This window comes from Kutzneria kofuensis (assembly GCF_014203355.1).
In the GTDB taxonomy this organism is placed as follows: Bacteria; Actinomycetota; Actinomycetes; order Mycobacteriales; family Pseudonocardiaceae; genus Kutzneria; species Kutzneria kofuensis.
The window spans coordinates 4,934,004-4,952,079 of record NZ_JACHIR010000001.1 but is presented as its reverse complement, the minus strand read 5'-3'; the positions used below and the strand labels follow the sequence as shown (position 1 = coordinate 4,952,079).

Genomic DNA, 18,076 nt, shown 5'->3' with positions numbered 1-18,076 from the left:
CTCCGCTCAGCCCCTGATGGTGTCGATGACCAGGGACCGATGGTCGGCCGGGGCGTCGCCGATCACGATGCCGTCGGCGAGGGCGTCGCGGCCGGCGGCCAGCAGCTCGGGGGTGTCGGTGCGCAGTTCGAGCAGCGGCTGTCCCTTTTCGACGGTGTCGCCGGGCTTGGCCAGGCACATCACGCCGGCGGCGTGCTGCACCGGGTCCTCCTTGCGGGCCCGCCCGGCGCCGAGCCGCCACGCGGCGACGCCGACGGCGTAAGCGTCCAAGCCGATCAGCACACCGTCCTCGGCCGCCTCGACGACCTCGACGTGCTCGGCGGTGGGCAGCGGGGCCTCCGGGTCGCCGCCCTGGGCGGAGATCATCCGGCACCACGTCTCGTAGGCGTCGCCGGACGACAACACCGCGGCCGGGTCCACATCGGACAGTCCAGCCAACGAGAGCATCTCCCGCGCCAGCGCGACGGTCAGCTCCACCACGTCGGCCGGTCCGCCGCCCTTGAGCACCTCGACCGACTCGGCGACCTCGATGGCGTTGCCGACGGCATTGCCCAGCGGCACGGACATGTCCGTCAGCACGGCGCTGATCTTCAGGCCGTTGTCGACGCCGATGGACACCAGCGCCCGGGCCAGCTCCGTGGCGTCGTCGAGGTTCTTCATGAACGCGCCGGAGCCGACCTTCACGTCCAGCACGAGCGACCCGGCGCCCTCGGCGATCTTCTTGCTCATGATGGAGCTGGCGATCAGCGGCACCGACTCGACGGTCCCGGTGACGTCCCGCAGCGCGTACAGCTTGCGGTCGGCGGGCGCGAGCCCCTCCGTGGCGGCGCAGACGACCGCGCCGACCGACCGCAGCTGGGCACGGATGTCCTCAGTGGACAGTTGGGCCCGCCAGCCCGGAATGGACTCCAGCTTGTCCAGCGTGCCGCCGGTGTGCCCGAGGCCCCGCCCGGAAAGCTGCGGCACGGCCGCGCCACAGGCGGCCACCAACGGCGCCAGCGGCAACGTGATCTTGTCGCCGACGCCGCCGGTGGAGTGCTTGTCCACGGTCGGCCTGTCCACGTCCAGCGACAGCCGCTCGCCGGACTCGACCATCGCCCGCGTCCACCGCGCGGTCTCCTCGGCGCTCATGCCGTTCAGCAGAATCGCCATGGCCAGCGCGGACATCTGCTCGTCGGCGACCGCGCCACGGGTGTACGCGTCGACCATCCAGTCGATCTGCTCGCCGGTCAGAACCTGCCGGTCCCGCTTGGCGCGGATGATGTCGACGGCGTTGAAGTGACTCACGGCAGGTCCTCTGGTCCGAACGCGTCTGGCAGAACTTCCCGCATCGTAAGCACACCGCGCGGGGTGTCGACCAGGCAGTCCGGGCCGCCCAGCTCGTAGATGATCTGACGGCAACGGCCGCACGGCATGAGCAGCTCGCCCTCGCCGCTGCGGCACGCCACGGCCACGAACCGGCCGCCGCCGGTCAGCCGCAGCTGCCCGGCCATCGTGCACTCGGCGCACAACGCCACGCCGTAGGCGGCGTTCTCCACGTTGCAGCCGGTCACGACGCGGCCGTCGTCACACAGGGCGGCGGCCCCGACCCGCAGCCCCGAGTAGGGGCAGTAGGCCGACGCCGCCGCGGCCACGGCCTGTCGCCGCAAGCTCTCCCAATCCACAGTGGACAACTAACTTCCCTGTCCTCGTCGGTACACCAGGCCGTCCGCCGCGGGCATTCGCAATCGTTGGGACGACATGGCGAGCACCACGATCGTCACGATGTGCGGCAGGTAGGTGGTCAGCTCCTGCGGCAGCGAGTCGATCGACAGGTACAGCAGGTAGAGCGCGCCGCCGACGACGACACCGATCAGCCCGACGATCCACTTGCGACGGATCAGCTGCACCAGCGCGATCACCCAGATCAGCAGCGAGATGCCGTAGAACAGGCCCAGCACCGTCTTGCCGTCGGTCAGCGTCTGCAGGCCGTCGGCGTAGCCGAACAGCGCCGCGCCGCCGAGCAGGCCGCCGGGCCGCCAGTTGCCGAAGATCATGGCGGCCAGACCGATGTAGCCGCGGCCGTTGGTCTGGTTCTCCAGGTAGCCGTTCTGGCCGGGGGCCAGCACCAGCGCCGCGCCGCCGAGCCCGGCGAACGCGCCGGAGACGATCACCGCGAGGTACTTCTGCCGGTACACGTTGACGCCGAGCGACTCCGCCGCGACCGGGTTCTCGCCGCACGACCGCAGCCGCAGGCCGAACCGGGTGTGCCACAACAGGAGGTAGCTGGCCGGCACCAGCAGGATGGTGATCATCGTCAGCGGTGACACACCCGACAGCACGCCGTGCAGGATGCCGGCGACGTCGGAGACCACGTACCGCTGCTGCTTCTCCAGATCGGCCAACCAGTCCGCGACCGGCTGCGCCGAGTAGGTGTCGAACGACGGCACCTTCGGCGACTGCCGCGGGTTGTGCGACACCGGCGCGAACAGCAGCGTGGACAGGTACTTGGCGACGCCGGCGCCGAGCAGGTTGATCGCCACACCGGAGACGATGTGGTTGACGCCGAAGGTGACCGTGGCCAGCGCGTGCAGCAGGCCGCCGAGCGCGCCGAACACGATGCCGCCCAGCACGGCCGCCCACGGGCCCCACTGGTAGCCGGCCCAGGCCGCGCCCCAGGTGCCGAGGATCATCATGCCCTCAAGCCCGATGTTGACCACGCCGGCCCGTTCGGCCCACAGGCCGCCGAGTCCGGCCAGCAGCAGCGGCACGGCCAGTTGCAGGCCGGCCTGGATGGTCGGGGTGGCCGTGATGTTGGCCAGGCCGGTCAGGTCGGCGGTCACGGTGAGCAGCACGATGGACGCGAGGGTCCACAGCACACCGTTGGCCCAGCCGGGAATCCGGCGCTTGACGGGCGCGGCCGGGGTGGTCGACGGCGCTGCGGTGGTGTCGATCACGACGCGCTCCCGGTGGTCACGGCGGCCGTCGCCGCCAGCTGGCTGCCGACCCGGCGTTGCTCGGCGGCCAGTTCGAGCCTGCGGATCACCTCGTAGGACACGACCACGGACAGCACGATCGCGCCCTGCATGATGGTGACGATCTCCCGTGGCACCTGGATGTTGTCCAGTGACACCGCGGACTGGTCGAGGAAGGCCCACAGCAGCGCGCCGAACGCGATGCCGCCCGGGTTGTTCCGGCCGAGCAGCGCGACCGCGATGCCGGTGAAGCCGTAGCCCTGCGGGGAGATCAGCGTGTAGGCGTGGTCGCGGCCGAGCACCTCGGGCAGCGCGGTGAGGCCGGCGATCGCGCCGGACAGCAGCATCGCGATGACGATCATGCGCTTGGCGTCGACGCCACCGGCGGTGGCCGCGGTCGGCGACTCGCCGGAGGCCTGCAGCTCGAAGCCGAACCGGGTGCGGTTGAGCATCACCCAGTAGCCGACACCGACCAGGACGGCCAACAGCACCAGGCCGAAGACCGTGCCGGCCGAGCCGAGCGAGATGCCGGGAATCACGTTGGAGGACGGGATCGGCGGGGTGCTGATGTTGTTGTTGCTCAGCACGCCGAACGCGCCCGGCTTGATCAGCAGCGCGATGATGCCGCCGGCGATGGCGTTCAGCATGATCGTGGTGATCACCTCGCTGACGCCGCGGGTGACCTTGAGGATCGCCGGCAGCGCCGCGAACAACGCGCCGCCGAGCATCGCGACCCCGATGATCACGATCTGGCCGAGCACCGGCGGCATGCTCAGCTCGCCGCCGACGATCGCCGCGAACACCGCGCCGATCCGGTACTGGCCCTCGACGCCGATGTTGAACAGGTTCATCTTGAACCCGATCGCGACGGCGATGCCGACCAGGTAGTACACGCTGGCGCTGTTGACGATGTCGACGGCCGTGGTGCCGTGGCCGACCTGCACCACCATCGCCGCCAGCGCCTGGGCCGGGTTGCGGCCCGAGATGATCAGCGCCACCGAGCACAGCAGGGCCGAGAACACGATCGCCGCCACCGGCGGCAGCAACTTGCCACGCAGTGAGCGCATCAGGCCTCTTCCTCTCCACCGGTCGTCGCGCCGGTCATGGCGCTGCCCAGTTCCTCGGGCGTGACCGTCGCCGGATCGGCGTCCGCCACCAGCCGTCCGCGCAGCATCACCTTGATCGTGTCGGACAGGCCGATCAGCTCGTCCAGGTCCGCGGACACCAGCAGCACGGCCAGGCCGGCCGCGCGGGCCTGCTTGATCTGCTCCCAGATCAGCGCCTGCGCGCCGACGTCGACGCCGCGGGTGGGGTGCGAGGCGATCAGCAGCACCGGGTCGCCGGACAACTCGCGGCCGACGATGAGCTTCTGTTGGTTGCCGCCCGACAGCGCCGCCGCCGGCACCTCGATGCCGGGCGTGCGGACGTCGAACTGCTCGACGATGCGGCGGGTGTCGGCGCGGGCCCCCTCCACGTCCAGCCAACGCCCGTTGACCACCGGTCGCCGGGTCTGGAAGCCCAGGATTCGGTTGAACCACAGGGACTGCGTGAGCAGCAGGCCGTGGCGGTGCCGGTCCTCCGGGATGTAGCCGATGCCGGCCTCGCGGCGGTGCAGCGTGTTGACCTTGGTCAGATCGGAGATCTCGCCGCCGGAGCCGACCAGCAGCACCGAGCCGCCGTCGGCCTTGCGCATGCCCATGATCGCCTCGACCAGCTCGGTCTGGCCGTTGCCCTCGACGCCGGCGATGCCGAGGATCTCGCCCGCGTGCACGGCCAGGTCGATCTCGTCGAGGATGGCTCGGCCACCCGCGTCGGACAGGTGCAGGCCGGCGACCGTGAGCACGGCCCGGTCGGTCACCGTGGACTCACGGGTCTCCGGGCTGGGCAGCTCGGAGCCGACCATCATCTCGGCCAGCTGGCGCGAGGTGACCGTCTTCGGGTCGACGGTGCCGACGGTGGTGCCGCGGCGGATCACCGTGATGCTGTCGGCGATCGCGCGCACCTCGTCCAGCTTGTGCGAGATGAACAGGAACGTGAAGCCCTGCTCCCGCATGCCGCGCAGGGTGTCGAACAGCTCGTCGACCTCCTGCGGCACCAGCACGGCCGTCGGCTCGTCCAGGATGATGATCCGGGCGCCGCGGTAGAGCACCTTGAGGATCTCCACCCGCTGCCGGTCGGCCACGCCCAGCTGCTCGACCAGCACGCCGGGGTCGACGCGCAGGCCGGTCTGCCCGGCCAGCTCCTGGATGCGGGCCCGCGCCCGGCCGCCGATGCCGTGCAGCGCCTCCGCGCCCAGCACGACGTTCTCCTGCACGGTGAGGTTGTCGGCGAGCATGAAGTGCTGGTGCACCATGCCGATGCCGGCCTTGATGGCGTCCGCCGGCGTGCGGAACCGGACCTCGGCCCCGTCCACCTCGATGGTTCCCTCGTCCGGCTGCTGCATCCCGTAGAGGATCTTCATCAGGGTGGACTTGCCGGCGCCGTTCTCGCCGCACAGGGCGTGCACCTCGCCGGCCCGGACGGTGAGCCTGATGTCGTCGTTGGCCACGACGCCGGGGAAACGCTTGGTGATCCCGGTGAGCACGACCGCGGGCGCGCCGAGGTCGGTGGCGGTGGTCATGGGGCAACTCCTTACAGCACTACCGCGGGCCCGGCCAATCCTGGCGGGCCCGCGGTAGGTGTGCTTGCCGCTGTGGTCAGCTGCCGGACAGCGTCGAGGGGACCTTGATCGCGCCGGAGATGATCTGCGCCTTGTAGGCGTCGACGGTGCTCTTGATGTCGTCCACCTTGCCGCCGGACGTGGCGTAGTCCACACCGCCCACCGAGAGGTCGAAGACCTTCGGGATGGTGGTCAGGTCGTTGGACGCGACGCCGCGCAGGAAGTCGTACACCGCGGTGTCGACGCGCTTCATCATCGAGGAGATGATGATGTCCTTGTCGTCGGCCACGCCGGCCTGCTTGTACTGGTCGGAGTCGACGCCGATGGCGTAGGCGCCGCCCTTGGCCTTGACCGCGTCGAAGATGCCCTTGCCGGAGTTGCCGGCCGCCTGGTAGATCACGTCGGCGCCGGCGGAGAGCTCGCCCTGGGCGACCAGGCGGCCCTTGTCCGGAGCCTGGAAGCCGGTGAAGTCACCGGCTGGCGTGATGTACTTGTCCTCGATCTTGATGTCCGGCGCGGCCGCCTTGGCGCCCGCGTCGAAGCCGGCCTGGAACTTCTGGATCAGCGGCACGTTCACGCCGCCGACGAAACCGACGTGGCAGGCCTTGGACTTGTAGGCCGCGATCACGCCGACCAGGAAGGAGCCCTGCTCCTCGGTGAAGGTCAGCGGGGTCACGTTGGGTGAGTTCTCCACCGTGGAGTCGACGATGGCGAACTTGGTGTTCGGGAAGTCCTTGGCGACGTTCTGCAGCGCCGGGCCGTAGGCGAAGCCGACCGTGACGATCGGGTTGAAGCCCTCCTGGGCCAGCTGGCGCAGCCGCGTCTCCTTCGCCGAGTCCGACTCGTTCGGCGCGGCGGTGGTCTCCTTGATGTTCTCCGCCTTGATGCCCAGCTGCGCCTTGGCCAGGTCCAGCCCCGCCGCCGCGGCGTCGTTGAACGAGGCGTCGCCGCGTCCGCCGATGTCGTAGGCCAGGCCCACCTTGAGCGCGCTGCCGTCGACCTTGGTCGAGCCGGAGGTGGTGCTCGTGCCCGCCGCCGTGGCGTTGGGCGGCGTGGCCAGCTTGCAGCCGCTGCCCGAAGCCGAGCTGGTGCTGCCGCCGCCCGCACTGGACGTGCTGTCCTTGGCACACGCGGCCAGCGACACCACGCTGGTCAGCGCGATCGCCGCTACCGCTACTCCACGCATTCGACGCACGGTTTGTCGTCCTCTCCCTGCTTCGACGAGCTCAGATGCCCCGACCCCGTTGTCGGTGTCGGTCCCGCCGAGGGCGAAACGGTACCTCCCGGTCCCGGGAAGCCGACACCGGTCACGGTCCGTGTAACCGAATCGTTGACCCGCTCGGACGAATTGTCGGCAAGCGGTGACAGACTGTGACCAGGAACCATAGGGCCGTCGGATGCGTCGGACCGGTCAACTGGGACACGGGGAGGCCGCTGCGTGAGCAAGATCCACACCAACCCGGACCATCTGCGCCGGTCGGGCAGCATGCTGTCGCGGTTCGGGCAGACCGTGGGGACCGCCGGCGAGAAGCTGGAGACGGCCGGGCAGAACCTGGTGGACCACGCCGGCAACGACCGATCGGGCATCGGCGCCGTGATCGCCAAGGCCATGGGTCGCGGGGTGCAGATCACCGGCAAGGTGTTCAAGGAGGGCGGCCGGGTCGCCGACAAGGCCGGGCAGAACCTCGGCAAGACCGGCGACCTGCACGAGGAGGCCGACCGCAACGCCAAGGACCTGCTCGACCGCAACCACCCCGACAACAAGGCCAAGCACCTGCCCGGCGGCAGCACCCGCACGGCCTCCGCGGTCAGCACCGGCGGCAAGGAGTCGGACCCGAAGAAGCTGCCCGGCGGCGGCGAGCGATCCGGCTCCGACGTCGGCGAGAGCGGAAACGGCCACGACAAGCAGCCGCCGAAGCTGCCCGGCAGCCGCAGCAACATCAGCGGCGACCTGGACGGACCGCGCAAACCGCCGTCCGCCGGCGCGCCGAACGAGCATCCCCCGCAGATCCCACCCGCGCGTGATCCCGGCCACGCTCCGCAGACCACGCCGACCGGGCCGGTCGACAAGGGCCGCGGGGCCGTCGTGGAGCGGATCGATCCCAAGACGCACCAGGTCGAGTACGAAAACGGCCTGATCAAGACCGTCAACGGCAAGCCGGTCAAGGAGTACGTGCAGGACCTGTCGACGCAGCGGGCCGAGGCGATCGCCCCCGGCGTCAATCCCAGAAAGGAAGGCCCCTGCTCGGCACTGGCGATCGACCTGAAGACCGGCACGGTCACCGAAGGCGTCAACGGCCGGTCGACCGACCTGGTCGAGCCCGAACACCTGCACCCGGTGCTGCAGCAGAACCTCAAGGACATGGGCGCCTGGAAGCACCCGGTCGTCGACGAGCACGGCAACGAGCTCACCAGCTTCGACGGCCAGGCACACCATGACAAGCCGCTGCGGCACGCCGAGGTCAAGGCCGTCAACGAGCTGCTGTGGGAGCGGGAGCGCAACGGGGAGACGGTGACTCCCGAGAGTCTCAAGGAGATGCGCTTCGACCCGCGGTTCCTGTACGGCAACAGCGACAACATGCACCTGGGCAAGGAAGCCGGCGCCTGCGCCAACTGCGACAATATCCTGCACGGGGTGCCGAGCTACGCCGGCCGTTTCTCGTTCCACCCCAAGGACCACCGCTACGAACTGCACTCGAAGGCTGAGCAATGACCGAACGCGTGAACCGCGAGCAGACCACCTCGGACACCGAGGACGGCTGGATGGTCCGGCTGAACGGCGTGCCGTTCACGGGCGAAGTCGTCGACACCGAGAACGGACGCGTCGTCGCCGTCACCAGCTACCAGGACGGCCTCGAGCATGGTCCGTCCATCGAGTACTACCCGGACGGCAGCAAGCAGGTCGAGGGTCAGTCGGCCGGCGGCCATGCCGTGGGCGAGTGGCGGGAGTGGTACCCGAGCGGCAAGCTCAAGTCGTACAAGCTGCTCGACCGCTGGGGCGACATCCGCAAGACGCAGATGTGGGACGAGAACGACGTCCTCATCGTCGACCGGGAATCCCAGGGCCTGCACGGCGGCGAATGGTGAGACTGATCGACGTCCAGTCAGCCGACGTCGACTGGGACGACAGCGGTCGGCTCGTCTTCGAAGGGGTCCCGTTCACGGGCGAGGCCGTCACGTACAACTGGCTCGACGAGGTGAGGTCGCTGGTCACCTACGTGGACGGGATCCGCGAGGGTGCGCAGCGGGAGTGGTACGACGGCGAGGAGCTCAGGTCCGAGCTGACCGTCCACAATGGACGGGTCGTCGGGCCGGCGCGGGAGTGGCACCCGAACGGCCGGCCGGCCAGGGAGCAGTGGTTCGACGAACGCGGGCTGCCGGCGGCGGAGAGCCGGTGGGACGAGGACGGCCGGCGTGAGGCGTCCGAAGAGCGGGGATGTCGAGACCGGTCCGGTGACAGTACGTTTGAAGGGTGAGTGAGTGGCTGCCGGTCCGCTGGCCGGACGATGACGAAGCGGCGGTCGCGCTGGAGGACTGGCTCGACGAGGGTTTCGGCGACTTCACGGGCCTGGACTTCCGCGGCGCGGACCTGACGGGGGCGCCGTTGAGCGGGGCGGTGCTGCTGGGCGCGGACCTGAGGGACGTGGTGCTGCGCCGGGCGGAGCTGGACAGCGCCCAGCTGACCAGCGCAAACCTGGGCGGGGCGGACCTGGGCGATGCGCAGCTGGCGGACGCGAACCTGGACGACGCGAACCTGACGGGGGCGAATCTCGCCAACGCGAACCTGACCCGGGTGACGGCGATCGCGGCGGTGTTCAAGGACACGAACCTGCGCGGCGCGGACCTGACGGCGGCGATGCTGGACGACGCGGACCTGGCCACGGCCGACCTGACGGACGCGGTGCTGGACGGGGCCTTCCTGCCGCGCAGGGCGAAGCGGATCGAGGTGTACACGGACGCGCCGACCCGGGACGAGCAGGGCCGGCTGCTGCACGGGGGCGAGCCGTTCACCGGCGAACTGGTCCGCGAGAACGGGGATCGCCTGCTGTCGCTGGAGACCTACCGCGACGGCGTCCAGGATGGCCCGGCCCGAACCTGGTACGACAGCGGGATTCTGCGCAGCGACGGCCAGAAGCGCTGGCATCCCAACGGAATGCTCGCGGAGGACGGCGACCGCCGCTGGGACGAGCGCGGCGAGCCGACGACGAGGGTCGACCGGGCCCAAACGACCGAGGAACAGGACCTGCTTCACGTCGACGGCAAGGTGTTCACGGGTGAGGTCGCCGACGACGACCGCGTGACGTCGTACCGGGACGGCCTGGCGGACGGACCGTGGTGGGCGCCGGACGCGGAGGGCCGGCACGAGCAGGGCGTCCGCGTCGGCGAATGGCGGCGCTGGCATGAGAACGGTCGCCTCAAGGAGCTCACCGTCTACGATCCGAAGGGCGGCGTGCGCAAGATCCAGCGCTGGGACGACAACGGCTTCCTGCTCGACGAGCGCGAGGCGCCGCCGGACGAGGCGCCGCTGCCGAGGGTCGAACTCGCGGTGGCCACCGTGCAGTACGACTCCGGGGCGCGGCTGCACATCGACGGCAAGCTCTTCACCGGCGAGGCGGTGGTGCACGGCTACAGCGGCGAGGTGACGTCGCTGGCGACCTACCGCTACGGCGTCGAGGACGGCCCGCGCCGCGAGTGGTACGAGGACGGCACGCCGAAGTCGGAGCTGACGGTGCGCCGCGGCGTGATCGTCGGCGTCGCCCGGGACTGGCACCCGGACGGCCGACTGGCCCGCGAGCGGATCTTCGACGAGCACGGCGAGGTGGCGTCGGAGAGGCATTTCACGTGATCGAAGACTGGCCGGCCACGCCGGACGAGGCGGTGGCGCTGCAGCTGCGGATGGCGCCGCTGGTGGACCCGCGTCCGCCGGCCGGCTTCGCCCCGCGCACCGCCGCCGGCCTGGACGTGGCGTACGACGAGGACCGCCTGGCCGCCGCGGTGGTGGTGCTGGACATCGCGTCACTCGAAACGGTGGATCAGGTCGTTGTGCCGGGGGTCACAGATTTCCCTTACGTGCCAGGCCTGTTCGCGTTCCGTGAGCTGCCGGCGCTGCTGGGCGCGCTCGAACGGCTGACGACGTCGCCCGATCTGTTGATCTGCGACGGTCAGGGTGTGGCCCATCCGCGCCGGTTCGGCCTGGCCAGCCACCTCGGTGTGGTCACCGGGCTGCCGTCGATCGGCGTGGCCAAGACCCCGATGGGGCACTACGACCCGCCCGGCCCGGAGCGCGGCGACTGGACGGAGCTGACGGACGGCGGCGACGTCGTCGGCCGGGCGCTGCGCACCCAGCGGGAGATCAAGCCGCTGTTCGTCTCGATCGGACACCGGATCGATCTGGACACCGCGTGCGCGCAGGTGCTGCGGCTGGCCCCGAAGTACCGCCAGCCGGAGACCACCAGGCGGGCCGACCACCTGTGCCGGGAGGCACTGGTTCTTGATCGTTAAAGCCGCCTGGACCACACCGTTGCGTGTCTCATCGATCACAGACCGCCCGTCGCCGTTGGGCCAGGCGCAGGCCCCCGGTCTAGCATCCGGAGGGTCAAGGCCCCGTGACCCGAATTCGTCCCGAATGACGCCTGGGGCCGCGCCCACCACTGACGCTGGAGGCCACGCGCACCATGGCCAGTACCACCGCCCCGCCGACGGGCGCAGCAGAGGGAACAGGGGGCAGCAGCCGACGCGGTAGCACCGTCTACCGCGGTGACCTGGGCATGTGGTCCTGGGTGGCCCACCGGATCACCGGGGTGCTGACCTTCTTCTTCCTGTTCGCGCACGTGTTGGACACCGCGGTCGTTCGGGTCTCGCCGAACGCCTACGACAAGGTGATCGAGCTCTACAAGAACCCGGTCGTCAACCTGTTGGAGCTGGGCCTGGTCGCCGCCGTGCTGTACCACGCGCTCAACGGTGTCCGGATCATGCTGGTCGACTTCTGGGCCAAGGGCCCGCGCTACCAGCGCCCGATGCTGTGGGCGATCATCGTGATCTGGGTGGTCGTGATGGTGCCCGGTGCGTACTTCATGCTCCAGCGCAGCTTCATCACGGTCTTCGGCGGTGGCAACTGACATGAGCACCCTGAACATCTCCGCGCCGCGCAGCCCGCGCCGCCCGGCCGCCCGCCGCAGCAACTTCGAGCTCTACAGCTGGCTGTTCATGCGGCTGTCCGGCCTGCTGCTGATCGTGCTCGTGCTCGGGCACCTGTTCATCATGAACATCCTCGACGGCGGCGTGCACCGGATCAACTTCGCCTTCGTCGCCGGCCGCTGGTCGTCGCCGTTCTGGCAGTTCTGGGACCTGTCCATGCTGTGGCTGGCCGAGCTCCACGGCGGCAACGGCCTGCGCACCGTGATCAACGACTACGCGCGCAAGGACACCACGCGGTTCTGGCTGAAGATCCTGCTGTACGTGTCCATGGCGCTGATCCTGGCGCTGGGCAGCTTCGTGATCTTCACCTTCGACCCGAACATCAGCGGCTGACCGCGGGAGACGCCGGACATGCAGGTACACAAGTACGACGTGGTCATCGTCGGCGCCGGCGGCGCCGGGATGCGCGCCGCCATCGAGGCCGGCCAGCGCGTCCGCACCGCGGTGCTGACCAAGCTCTACCCCACCCGCTCCCACACCGGCGCGGCGCAGGGCGGCATGTGCGCCGCGCTCGCGAACGTCGAGGAGGACAACTGGGAGTGGCACACCTTCGACACGATCAAGGGCGGTGACTACCTCACCGACCAGGACGCCGCCGAGATCATGTGCAAGGAGGCCATCGACGCGGTCCTCGACCTGGAGAAGATGGGCCTGCCGTTCAACCGGACCCCCGAGGGCCGGATCGACCAGCGGCGCTTCGGCGGCCACACCCGCGACCACGGCAAGGCCGCCGTGCGGCGCGCGTGCTACGCGGCCGACCGCACCGGGCACATGATTCTCCAGACGCTGTACCAGAACTGCGTCAAGCACGGCATCGAGTTCTTCAACGAGTTCTACGTGCTCGACGTGTGCATGACCGACACGCCGGGCGGCCAGGTCTGCACCGGCGCCGTCGCGCTGGAGCTGGCCACCGGCGAGATCCACGTGTTCCAGGCCAAGGCGGTCGTGTTCGCCACCGGAGGCTTCGGCAAGGTCTTCAAGACCACCTCGAACGCGCACACCCTGACCGGCGACGGCATGGGCATCGTGTTCCGCAAGGGCCTGCCGCTGGAGGACATGGAGTTCTACCAGTTCCACCCGACCGGCCTGGCCGGCCTGGGCATCCTGCTCACCGAGGGCGCCCGCGGCGAGGGCGCGATCCTGCGCAACGCCGACGGCGAGCGGTTCATGGAGCGCTACGCCCCCACCATCAAGGACCTGGCGCCGCGCGACATCGTCGCCCGCTCCATGGTGCTGGAGGTGCTGGAGGGCCGCGGCGCCGGTCCGCACAAGGACTACGTGCTGCTGGACTGCACGCACCTCGGGGCCGAGGTGCTGGAGACCAAGCTGCCCGACATCACCGAGTTCGCCCGCACCTACCTGGGTGTGGACCCGGTGACCGAGCCGGTGCCGGTGTACCCGACCGCGCACTACGCGATGGGTGGCATCCCGACCAACGTGCACGCCGAGGTGTTGCGGGACAACGAGAACGTCGTCCCCGGCCTGTACGCCGCCGGCGAGTGCGCCTGCGTGTCCGTGCACGGCGCGAACCGGCTGGGCACCAACTCGCTGCTGGACATCAACGTGTTCGGCCGGCGGGCCGGCATCGCCGCCGCCGAGTACGCCGCCACCGTGCACGACCACGTGGAGCTGCCGGAGAACCCGGCCGCCCTGGTCGAGACGATGGTCGAGGGGCTGCGCACCTCCACCGGTTCCGAGCGCGTCGCCGACCTGCGGATCGCGCTGCAGAACACGATGGACGCCAACGCCGCCGTGTACCGCACCGAGGACACGCTCAAGCAGGCGCTGCACGACGTGCAGCAGCTCAAGGAGCGGTACGGCAACGTCGCCGTGCAGGACAAGGGCAAGCGCTTCAACACCGACCTGCTGGAGGCCGTCGAGCTCGGCTTCCTGCTGGAGCTGGCCGAGATCCTGGTCGTCGGCGCGCTGGCCCGGAAGGAGTCCCGCGGCGGGCACGCCCGGGAGGACTACCCGAGCCGCGACGACACGAACTTCATGCGGCACACCATGGCGTACAAGCAGGGCGACAGCCTGTCCGCCGACATCCGTCTCGACTACAAGCCGGTGACCTTCACCCGGTACAAGCCGATGGAGCGCAAGTACTGATGACCGCGACGACCGATACCGCGCCCTCGGGTTCCCGCGGCTCGCAGCCGCCGGTGCCGCCCGGCGCGGTCACCATCACCGTGCAGATCCGCCGGTTCAACCCGGAGTTCGACGACGAGCCGCGCTGGCAGTCGTTCGAGGTGCCGGCGCTGCCCACCGACCGGGTGCTCAACGTCCTGCACTACATCAAGTGGTACATCGACGGCTCGCTGACCTTCCGCCGCTCCTGCGCGCACGGCGTGTGCGGGTCCGACGCCATGCGCATCAACGGCGTCAACCGGCTGGCGTGCAAGGTCCTGGTGAAGGACCTGTTGGCCGGCAACGGAAAGCCGACCACCATCACCATGGAGCCCATCAAGGGCCTGCCGGTGCACAAGGACCTGCTGGTCGACATGGAGCCGTTCTTCGAGGCGTTCCGTGCCGTCAAGCCGTACCTGATCACCACCGGCCACGAGCCGACCCGCGAGCGCATCCAGTCCGCCGCCGACCGCGCTCGGTTCGACGACACCACCAAGTGCATCCTGTGCGCCTGCTGCACCACCTCGTGCCCGGTGTACTGGACCGAGGGCTCCTACTTCGGCCCGGCGGCGATCGTCAACGCGCACCGCTTCATCTTCGACAGCCGGGACGAGGGCGCCGAGGAGCGGCTCGACATCCTCAACGACGTCGACGGCGTGTGGCGCTGCCGCACCACCTTCAACTGCACCGACGCCTGCCCCCGTGGCATCCAGGTCACCAAGGCCATCCAGGAGGTCAAGCGCGCCCTGCTGTTCAAGCGCGTCTGACCGGCACTCACGTCGAGGCCCTCACCGCCCCCTGGTCGGTGAGGGCCTCGTCGTTCGCTCAGGCGGCGACGAGCCGGTCGATGGCCGCCAGCACCGGCGCGGCCCCGTCCTCCTCGGCGATGCGCCCGGCGATCGCCGCCGCGGCCCGAGCGAAGCGGGATTCGGTGGCAGCACTGGTGATGGCGGCGGCCAGGCGTCCGCCGGACAGGCGCGCGGCGGGGATGGCGCGGGGCGCGGCGCCGAGGGTGACGAGGCGGCGGGCCCAGAACCCCTGGTCGTAGACGAACGGCACGGGCACGGACGGAATGCCGGCTCGAAGGGTGGCGGCGGTGGTGCCGGCGCCGGCATGGTGGACGGCGGCGGCGACTCGCGGGAACAGCCAGTCGTGCGGGACTTCGTCGATGGTGAAGATGTTGTCGCCGCTGACGTCCAGGCCCTCCCAGCCGCGCTGCACGACGGCCCGCATGCCGGTGCGGTGGATGGCGTCGAGCACCGCCCGGCTGAGCGACTCGGCCTTGCCGACGCTGACGCTGCCGAATCCGACGTACATCGGAGGCGGCCCGTCGGCGAGGAAGCACTCCAGGTCCTCGGAGGGCCGCCAGCCGCTCGGCCGGGGCGACCACCAGTAGCCGGCCAGTTGAACGTTGTCGCGCCAGTCCGCCGGGCGGGGCACCACGGCGGGCGAGATCCCGTACAGCGTGGGCACCGCCCCCGAACGGTAGGCCGGGGCCACCTCGGCCGGCAGTCCGAGATCGGCGCGCACCTCGCGAATGAGTCCGGCGAAGGCCCGCATCCCCAGCCGGCCCACCAACTCCGGGACCGCCCGGTTCAGCCAGGGGCCGAGATCACGTCCGCCGAGGAACGTCGGCCCGAACTCCCGGGTGGGTTCGGCGATCTGGAACGGCACCAGCAGACACGGCGCACCGTGTGCCTCGGCGATGGGCATGGCCGCGGGCGCCGTGCCGAACGTGCACAGCACGATGTTCGCACCGTCGGCGGCGGCATGCATCGCGGGGACCAGCCGCCCCATCTTCCCGACGGCGAGCCGGATCACCGACGCGGTGCCCCGAGCACCCGGTCGATGCGCCGCCCGGGCCTCTTCCGTCCCCGGCCGGACGGCCGGCTCGACGTCGAGCGGGCGGTGTTCGAGACCGGCGTCGGCCACCAGTCGAGTGAGCCGTTCGGGGACGGTCACAACGACCTGGTGCCCCGCGGCCAGTAGCCGTGTGCCCAGGCCCACCAGGGGCGCCACGTCGCCGTGCGTGCCTACAGTCAAGATCACGATCCGAGCCATTGCTCTCCCCCTGCTCGTCCGCGCGATTCGCGGTCCCCCCAACCGTGACAGATTGACACTCAGGGTGTCAATATGACACTAATGGTGTCATATTGCCGCGTGACACCATGGCCCCATGTCCGGGGAAGACCACCTCCACGCCGTGCTGTTCACCCTCCGCCCGTTGCAGACGTCCACCGCGAAGGTGTTGGGCGAGGCGCTGGCGGAGATCGGGCTGTCGCTGCCGGAGCGTGCGATCATGGAACAGCTGAACGCCGCGGGCGAGAGCACCGTGCCCCAGATCGGCCGGTCGCTGCTGCTGCCCCGGCAGGTCGTGCAACGACTGGCCGACGCGGTGCACGACCGAGGACTGATCGAGTTCGTGCCCAACCCGGCGCATCGTCGGTCACGCCTGCTCCGGCTCAGCGCGGCCGGCCGGCAGCTCTTCGACCAGATACTGGCGCAGGAGATGCGGTTGCTGGCGCCGATCGCCGAGACGCTCGACCCGCGGGACGTCGAAGCCTGCGCGCGGGTGATGACGGCGCTCAACGCCGCCATGCACACGATGGCGCAACAGCTCGGCGACGACCCGGAGCAGTGACCGACCGCTCCGACGTCCTCATGCAGGTCGGTCTTCACCTCCGGCCGGCACGGTCCTACGACTGCGCGGGCTTCCAGTCCGGGTGGCCGGGCATGGGCGGGGTGGTGGCGCCGTAGAGCCAGGACGTCAGGAACGACGTGAGATCGCGGCCGGAGACCCGGTTGGCGACGTCGATGTAGTCCTGCGTACGGGCGGAGCGGCCGTGGAACTGGGTGAAGAAGGTCCGCTCGATGCGCTGGAAGGTCTGGTCGCCGACGAGCTGGCGCAGGGCGTACAGGGAAAGCGCGCCGGTGCCGTCACTGCCGAGCAGAGTGGCGCCGGCGTTGCGCATGTGCGCGGGCGGACCCCAGTCGCCCCGCAGGTGGCCGTCCTCGGCGTACATGCCCTTCATGGCGTCGTCGATGCCGCCGGCGTACAGCATCTGGTAGTAGGTGGCATGGCCCTCGCTGAGCCACATGTCGTCCCAGCTGCGAACGGAAACGGCGTCGCCGAAGTACTGGTGCGCCATCTCGTGCACCATGATCGGCGCGACCCGGGCGGCGGGCTGCAGGAAGCCGGCGGCGCCGTAGGTGGACATGGATGCGGTCTCGAGCGCGACACCGTCGTACGCGCTGTTCACGCCGAGCACGCCGTAGCGCTCGAACGGGAAGGGCAGTCCCAGGGTCTTCTCCAGCCAGTCGAGCTGCGCGGGAGTCTGCCGCACGAGGTCGTCGCCGCCGGCCTGCGCGGTGGTCATGAAGCTCCGCACGGGCAGCCCGTGCGGGCCGGTCTGGTCGATCTCCCGGAACTTGCCCACGGCGACCTGGGTGATGTCGGTGGGAATCTCCTGGGCGGTCCGCCACACGTAGGTGGTGTGGTCGCCGTTCACCACACGGGACACGAGCGAGCCGTTGGACACCGCGGTGAGGTCGCTGGGAGTGGTGACACGGAACGTGAACCGCGCCTTGTCACTGGGGTGGTCGTTGGACGGGAAGAACAGGTGCGCCCGGTCCGGCTGCCCCATGAAGGCGAAGCCGTCGGGCGTGTTCACCCAGGCCTTGAAGGGCCAGTCGACACCCGACGGCAGGTGCAGCGCGGGCGAGGGCGGGTCCAGGTTCCGGTCCGAGGTGTAGTCGATCCGCACGTCGAACGTCGAGTGGTCCCGAATCGCGGAAGCCGGTGTCACGACGAGCTTCTCGCCCTCGGTGCGGAACGCCGCCGGCCGGCCGTCGACGGTGACGGACCCGATCCTGGCCACCAGCGAGTCGAGGCTGAACGCCGACAACGCCTGCGTGGCCCGGGCCCGCATGACCACCGACGACTTCATCGTGGTCACGCCCGGCTGGTAGTCGTAGCTGACGTCGTAGGACTGGGCGTCGTAGCCGCCGTTGCCGAGGTCGGGGAACAGCCGGTCCCCCAGGTTCCCGGCGCCGGCGGTCGGCGGAGCGGCGACCGCGGTCCCGGTGGCGCCCAACAGAATCGCCGCTGTGATGAGCAAAACCCTCATGCGGTCCGAAGGTA

The 18,076-nt window shown here is 70.1% G+C and carries 18 protein-coding genes; 10 read left to right on the top strand and 8 right to left on the bottom strand.

Going from position 1 to position 18,076, the window contains the following annotated elements; genetic code table 11:
- Positions 1–6 precede the first annotated feature (6 nt).
- The 6 genes from BJ998_RS23075 to BJ998_RS23050 form a co-directional block, all read right to left on the bottom strand.
- Positions 7–1,287: a thymidine phosphorylase gene (locus BJ998_RS23075; RefSeq protein ID WP_184864744.1), complete on the bottom strand. Its 1,281-nt coding sequence runs from the start codon at positions 1,285–1,287 to the stop codon at positions 7–9.
- Positions 1,284–1,673 (bottom strand): cytidine deaminase, encoded by a 390-nt coding sequence (locus BJ998_RS23070; RefSeq protein ID WP_184864742.1) that lies wholly within the window; start codon positions 1,671–1,673, stop codon positions 1,284–1,286. The genes BJ998_RS23075 and BJ998_RS23070 overlap by 4 nt, the downstream gene beginning before the upstream one ends.
- Positions 1,674–2,933, bottom strand: coding sequence for an ABC transporter permease (locus BJ998_RS23065; RefSeq protein WP_184868869.1), 1,260 nt, complete (start codon positions 2,931–2,933; stop codon positions 1,674–1,676).
- A complete protein-coding gene (locus BJ998_RS23060; protein WP_184864740.1) occupies positions 2,933–4,021 on the bottom strand; it encodes an ABC transporter permease in 1,089 nt (362 codons plus the stop codon). Before BJ998_RS23060 ends, BJ998_RS23065 begins: the two co-directional genes overlap by 1 nt.
- The gene (locus tag BJ998_RS23055) at positions 4,021–5,574 is read right to left on the bottom strand and encodes an ABC transporter ATP-binding protein (protein ID WP_184864738.1); all 1,554 of its coding nucleotides are present in this window, start codon (positions 5,572–5,574) and stop codon (positions 4,021–4,023) included. Before BJ998_RS23055 ends, BJ998_RS23060 begins: the two co-directional genes overlap by 1 nt.
- A gap of 76 nt (positions 5,575–5,650) precedes the next feature.
- Entirely contained in the window at positions 5,651–6,799 is a 1,149-nt protein-coding gene (locus tag BJ998_RS23050; RefSeq protein WP_184864736.1) for a BMP family lipoprotein, read from the bottom strand.
- Positions 6,800–7,051: 252 nt separating this feature from the next.
- On the opposite strand from BJ998_RS23050, the gene BJ998_RS23045 reads away from it, so the two are divergent.
- The 9 genes from BJ998_RS23045 to BJ998_RS23005 all read left to right on the top strand — a co-directional run bounded on the left by BJ998_RS23045 (position 7,052) and on the right by BJ998_RS23005 (position 14,702).
- Positions 7,052–8,326 carry a YwqJ-related putative deaminase gene (locus BJ998_RS23045; protein WP_184864734.1) on the top strand — a complete coding sequence of 425 codons (1,275 nt, stop codon included), beginning with the start codon at positions 7,052–7,054 and terminating at the stop codon, positions 8,324–8,326.
- Positions 8,323–8,700: a toxin-antitoxin system YwqK family antitoxin gene (locus BJ998_RS23040; RefSeq protein ID WP_184864732.1), complete on the top strand. Its 378-nt coding sequence runs from the start codon at positions 8,323–8,325 to the stop codon at positions 8,698–8,700. The genes BJ998_RS23045 and BJ998_RS23040 overlap by 4 nt, the downstream gene beginning before the upstream one ends.
- Positions 8,694–9,089 (top strand): toxin-antitoxin system YwqK family antitoxin, encoded by a 396-nt coding sequence (locus tag BJ998_RS23035; RefSeq protein WP_184864730.1) that lies wholly within the window; start codon positions 8,694–8,696, stop codon positions 9,087–9,089. Before BJ998_RS23040 ends, BJ998_RS23035 begins: the two co-directional genes overlap by 7 nt.
- Complete coding sequence (locus tag BJ998_RS23030) at positions 9,086–10,459, top strand: pentapeptide repeat-containing protein (RefSeq protein ID WP_184864728.1); 1,374 nt, start codon at positions 9,086–9,088, stop codon at positions 10,457–10,459. Before BJ998_RS23035 ends, BJ998_RS23030 begins: the two co-directional genes overlap by 4 nt.
- 50 nt (positions 10,460–10,509) lie before the next feature.
- Entirely contained in the window at positions 10,510–11,115 is a 606-nt protein-coding gene (locus BJ998_RS23025) for an endonuclease V (RefSeq protein WP_184868868.1), read from the top strand.
- Positions 11,116–11,288: 173 nt separating this feature from the next.
- The gene (gene sdhC / locus BJ998_RS23020; protein ID WP_184864726.1) at positions 11,289–11,732 is read left to right on the top strand and encodes a succinate dehydrogenase, cytochrome b556 subunit; all 444 of its coding nucleotides are present in this window, start codon (positions 11,289–11,291) and stop codon (positions 11,730–11,732) included.
- Between the two features lies 1 nt (position 11,733).
- On the top strand, positions 11,734–12,144 hold the full coding sequence (locus tag BJ998_RS23015) for a succinate dehydrogenase hydrophobic membrane anchor subunit (RefSeq protein ID WP_184864724.1): 411 nt from the start codon (positions 11,734–11,736) through the stop codon (positions 12,142–12,144).
- A gap of 18 nt (positions 12,145–12,162) precedes the next feature.
- Entirely contained in the window at positions 12,163–13,917 is a 1,755-nt protein-coding gene (gene sdhA / locus BJ998_RS23010) for a succinate dehydrogenase flavoprotein subunit (protein ID WP_184864722.1), read from the top strand.
- Positions 13,917–14,702, top strand: a complete 786-nt coding sequence (locus tag BJ998_RS23005; protein ID WP_184864721.1) for a succinate dehydrogenase iron-sulfur subunit — start codon at positions 13,917–13,919, stop codon at positions 14,700–14,702. The genes sdhA and BJ998_RS23005 overlap by 1 nt, the downstream gene beginning before the upstream one ends.
- A gap of 58 nt (positions 14,703–14,760) precedes the next feature.
- On the opposite strand, the gene BJ998_RS23000 is transcribed toward BJ998_RS23005, so the two are convergent.
- The gene (locus BJ998_RS23000; protein WP_184864719.1) at positions 14,761–15,984 is read right to left on the bottom strand and encodes a glycosyltransferase; all 1,224 of its coding nucleotides are present in this window, start codon (positions 15,982–15,984) and stop codon (positions 14,761–14,763) included.
- A 127-nt stretch (positions 15,985–16,111) separates the two neighbouring features.
- On the opposite strand from BJ998_RS23000, the gene BJ998_RS22995 reads away from it, so the two are divergent.
- On the top strand, positions 16,112–16,576 hold the full coding sequence (locus BJ998_RS22995) for a MarR family winged helix-turn-helix transcriptional regulator (protein ID WP_184864717.1): 465 nt from the start codon (positions 16,112–16,114) through the stop codon (positions 16,574–16,576).
- A gap of 55 nt (positions 16,577–16,631) precedes the next feature.
- On the opposite strand, the gene BJ998_RS22990 is transcribed toward BJ998_RS22995, so the two are convergent.
- Positions 16,632–18,062 carry a M1 family metallopeptidase gene (locus tag BJ998_RS22990; protein WP_184864715.1) on the bottom strand — a complete coding sequence of 477 codons (1,431 nt, stop codon included), beginning with the start codon at positions 18,060–18,062 and terminating at the stop codon, positions 16,632–16,634.
- Positions 18,063–18,076 lie beyond the last annotated feature (14 nt).

What these genes read in the sequence shown, in the direction of transcription:
- BJ998_RS23025 (WP_184868868.1), top strand. Translation starts at nt 10,510, where the DNA reads ATGGCGCCGCTGGTGGACCCGCGTCCGCCGGCCGGCTTCGCCCCGCGC.
- BJ998_RS23015 (WP_184864724.1), top strand. Translation starts at nt 11,734, where the DNA reads ATGAGCACCCTGAACATCTCCGCGCCGCGCAGCCCGCGCCGCCCGGCC.
- BJ998_RS23060 (WP_184864740.1), bottom strand. Translation starts at nt 4,021, where the DNA reads ATGCGCTCACTGCGTGGCAAGTTGCTGCCGCCGGTGGCGGCGATCGTG.
- BJ998_RS22990 (WP_184864715.1), bottom strand. Translation starts at nt 18,062, where the DNA reads ATGAGGGTTTTGCTCATCACAGCGGCGATTCTGTTGGGCGCCACCGGG.
- BJ998_RS23055 (WP_184864738.1), bottom strand. Translation starts at nt 5,574, where the DNA reads ATGACCACCGCCACCGACCTCGGCGCGCCCGCGGTCGTGCTCACCGGG.
- BJ998_RS23035 (WP_184864730.1), top strand. Translation starts at nt 8,694, where the DNA reads ATGGTGAGACTGATCGACGTCCAGTCAGCCGACGTCGACTGGGACGAC.
- sdhA (WP_184864722.1), top strand. Translation starts at nt 12,163, where the DNA reads ATGCAGGTACACAAGTACGACGTGGTCATCGTCGGCGCCGGCGGCGCC.
- sdhC (WP_184864726.1), top strand. Translation starts at nt 11,289, where the DNA reads ATGGCCAGTACCACCGCCCCGCCGACGGGCGCAGCAGAGGGAACAGGG.
- BJ998_RS23050 (WP_184864736.1), bottom strand. Translation starts at nt 6,799, where the DNA reads ATGCGTGGAGTAGCGGTAGCGGCGATCGCGCTGACCAGCGTGGTGTCG.
- BJ998_RS22995 (WP_184864717.1), top strand. Translation starts at nt 16,112, where the DNA reads ATGTCCGGGGAAGACCACCTCCACGCCGTGCTGTTCACCCTCCGCCCG.
- BJ998_RS23005 (WP_184864721.1), top strand. Translation starts at nt 13,917, where the DNA reads ATGACCGCGACGACCGATACCGCGCCCTCGGGTTCCCGCGGCTCGCAG.
- BJ998_RS23040 (WP_184864732.1), top strand. Translation starts at nt 8,323, where the DNA reads ATGACCGAACGCGTGAACCGCGAGCAGACCACCTCGGACACCGAGGAC.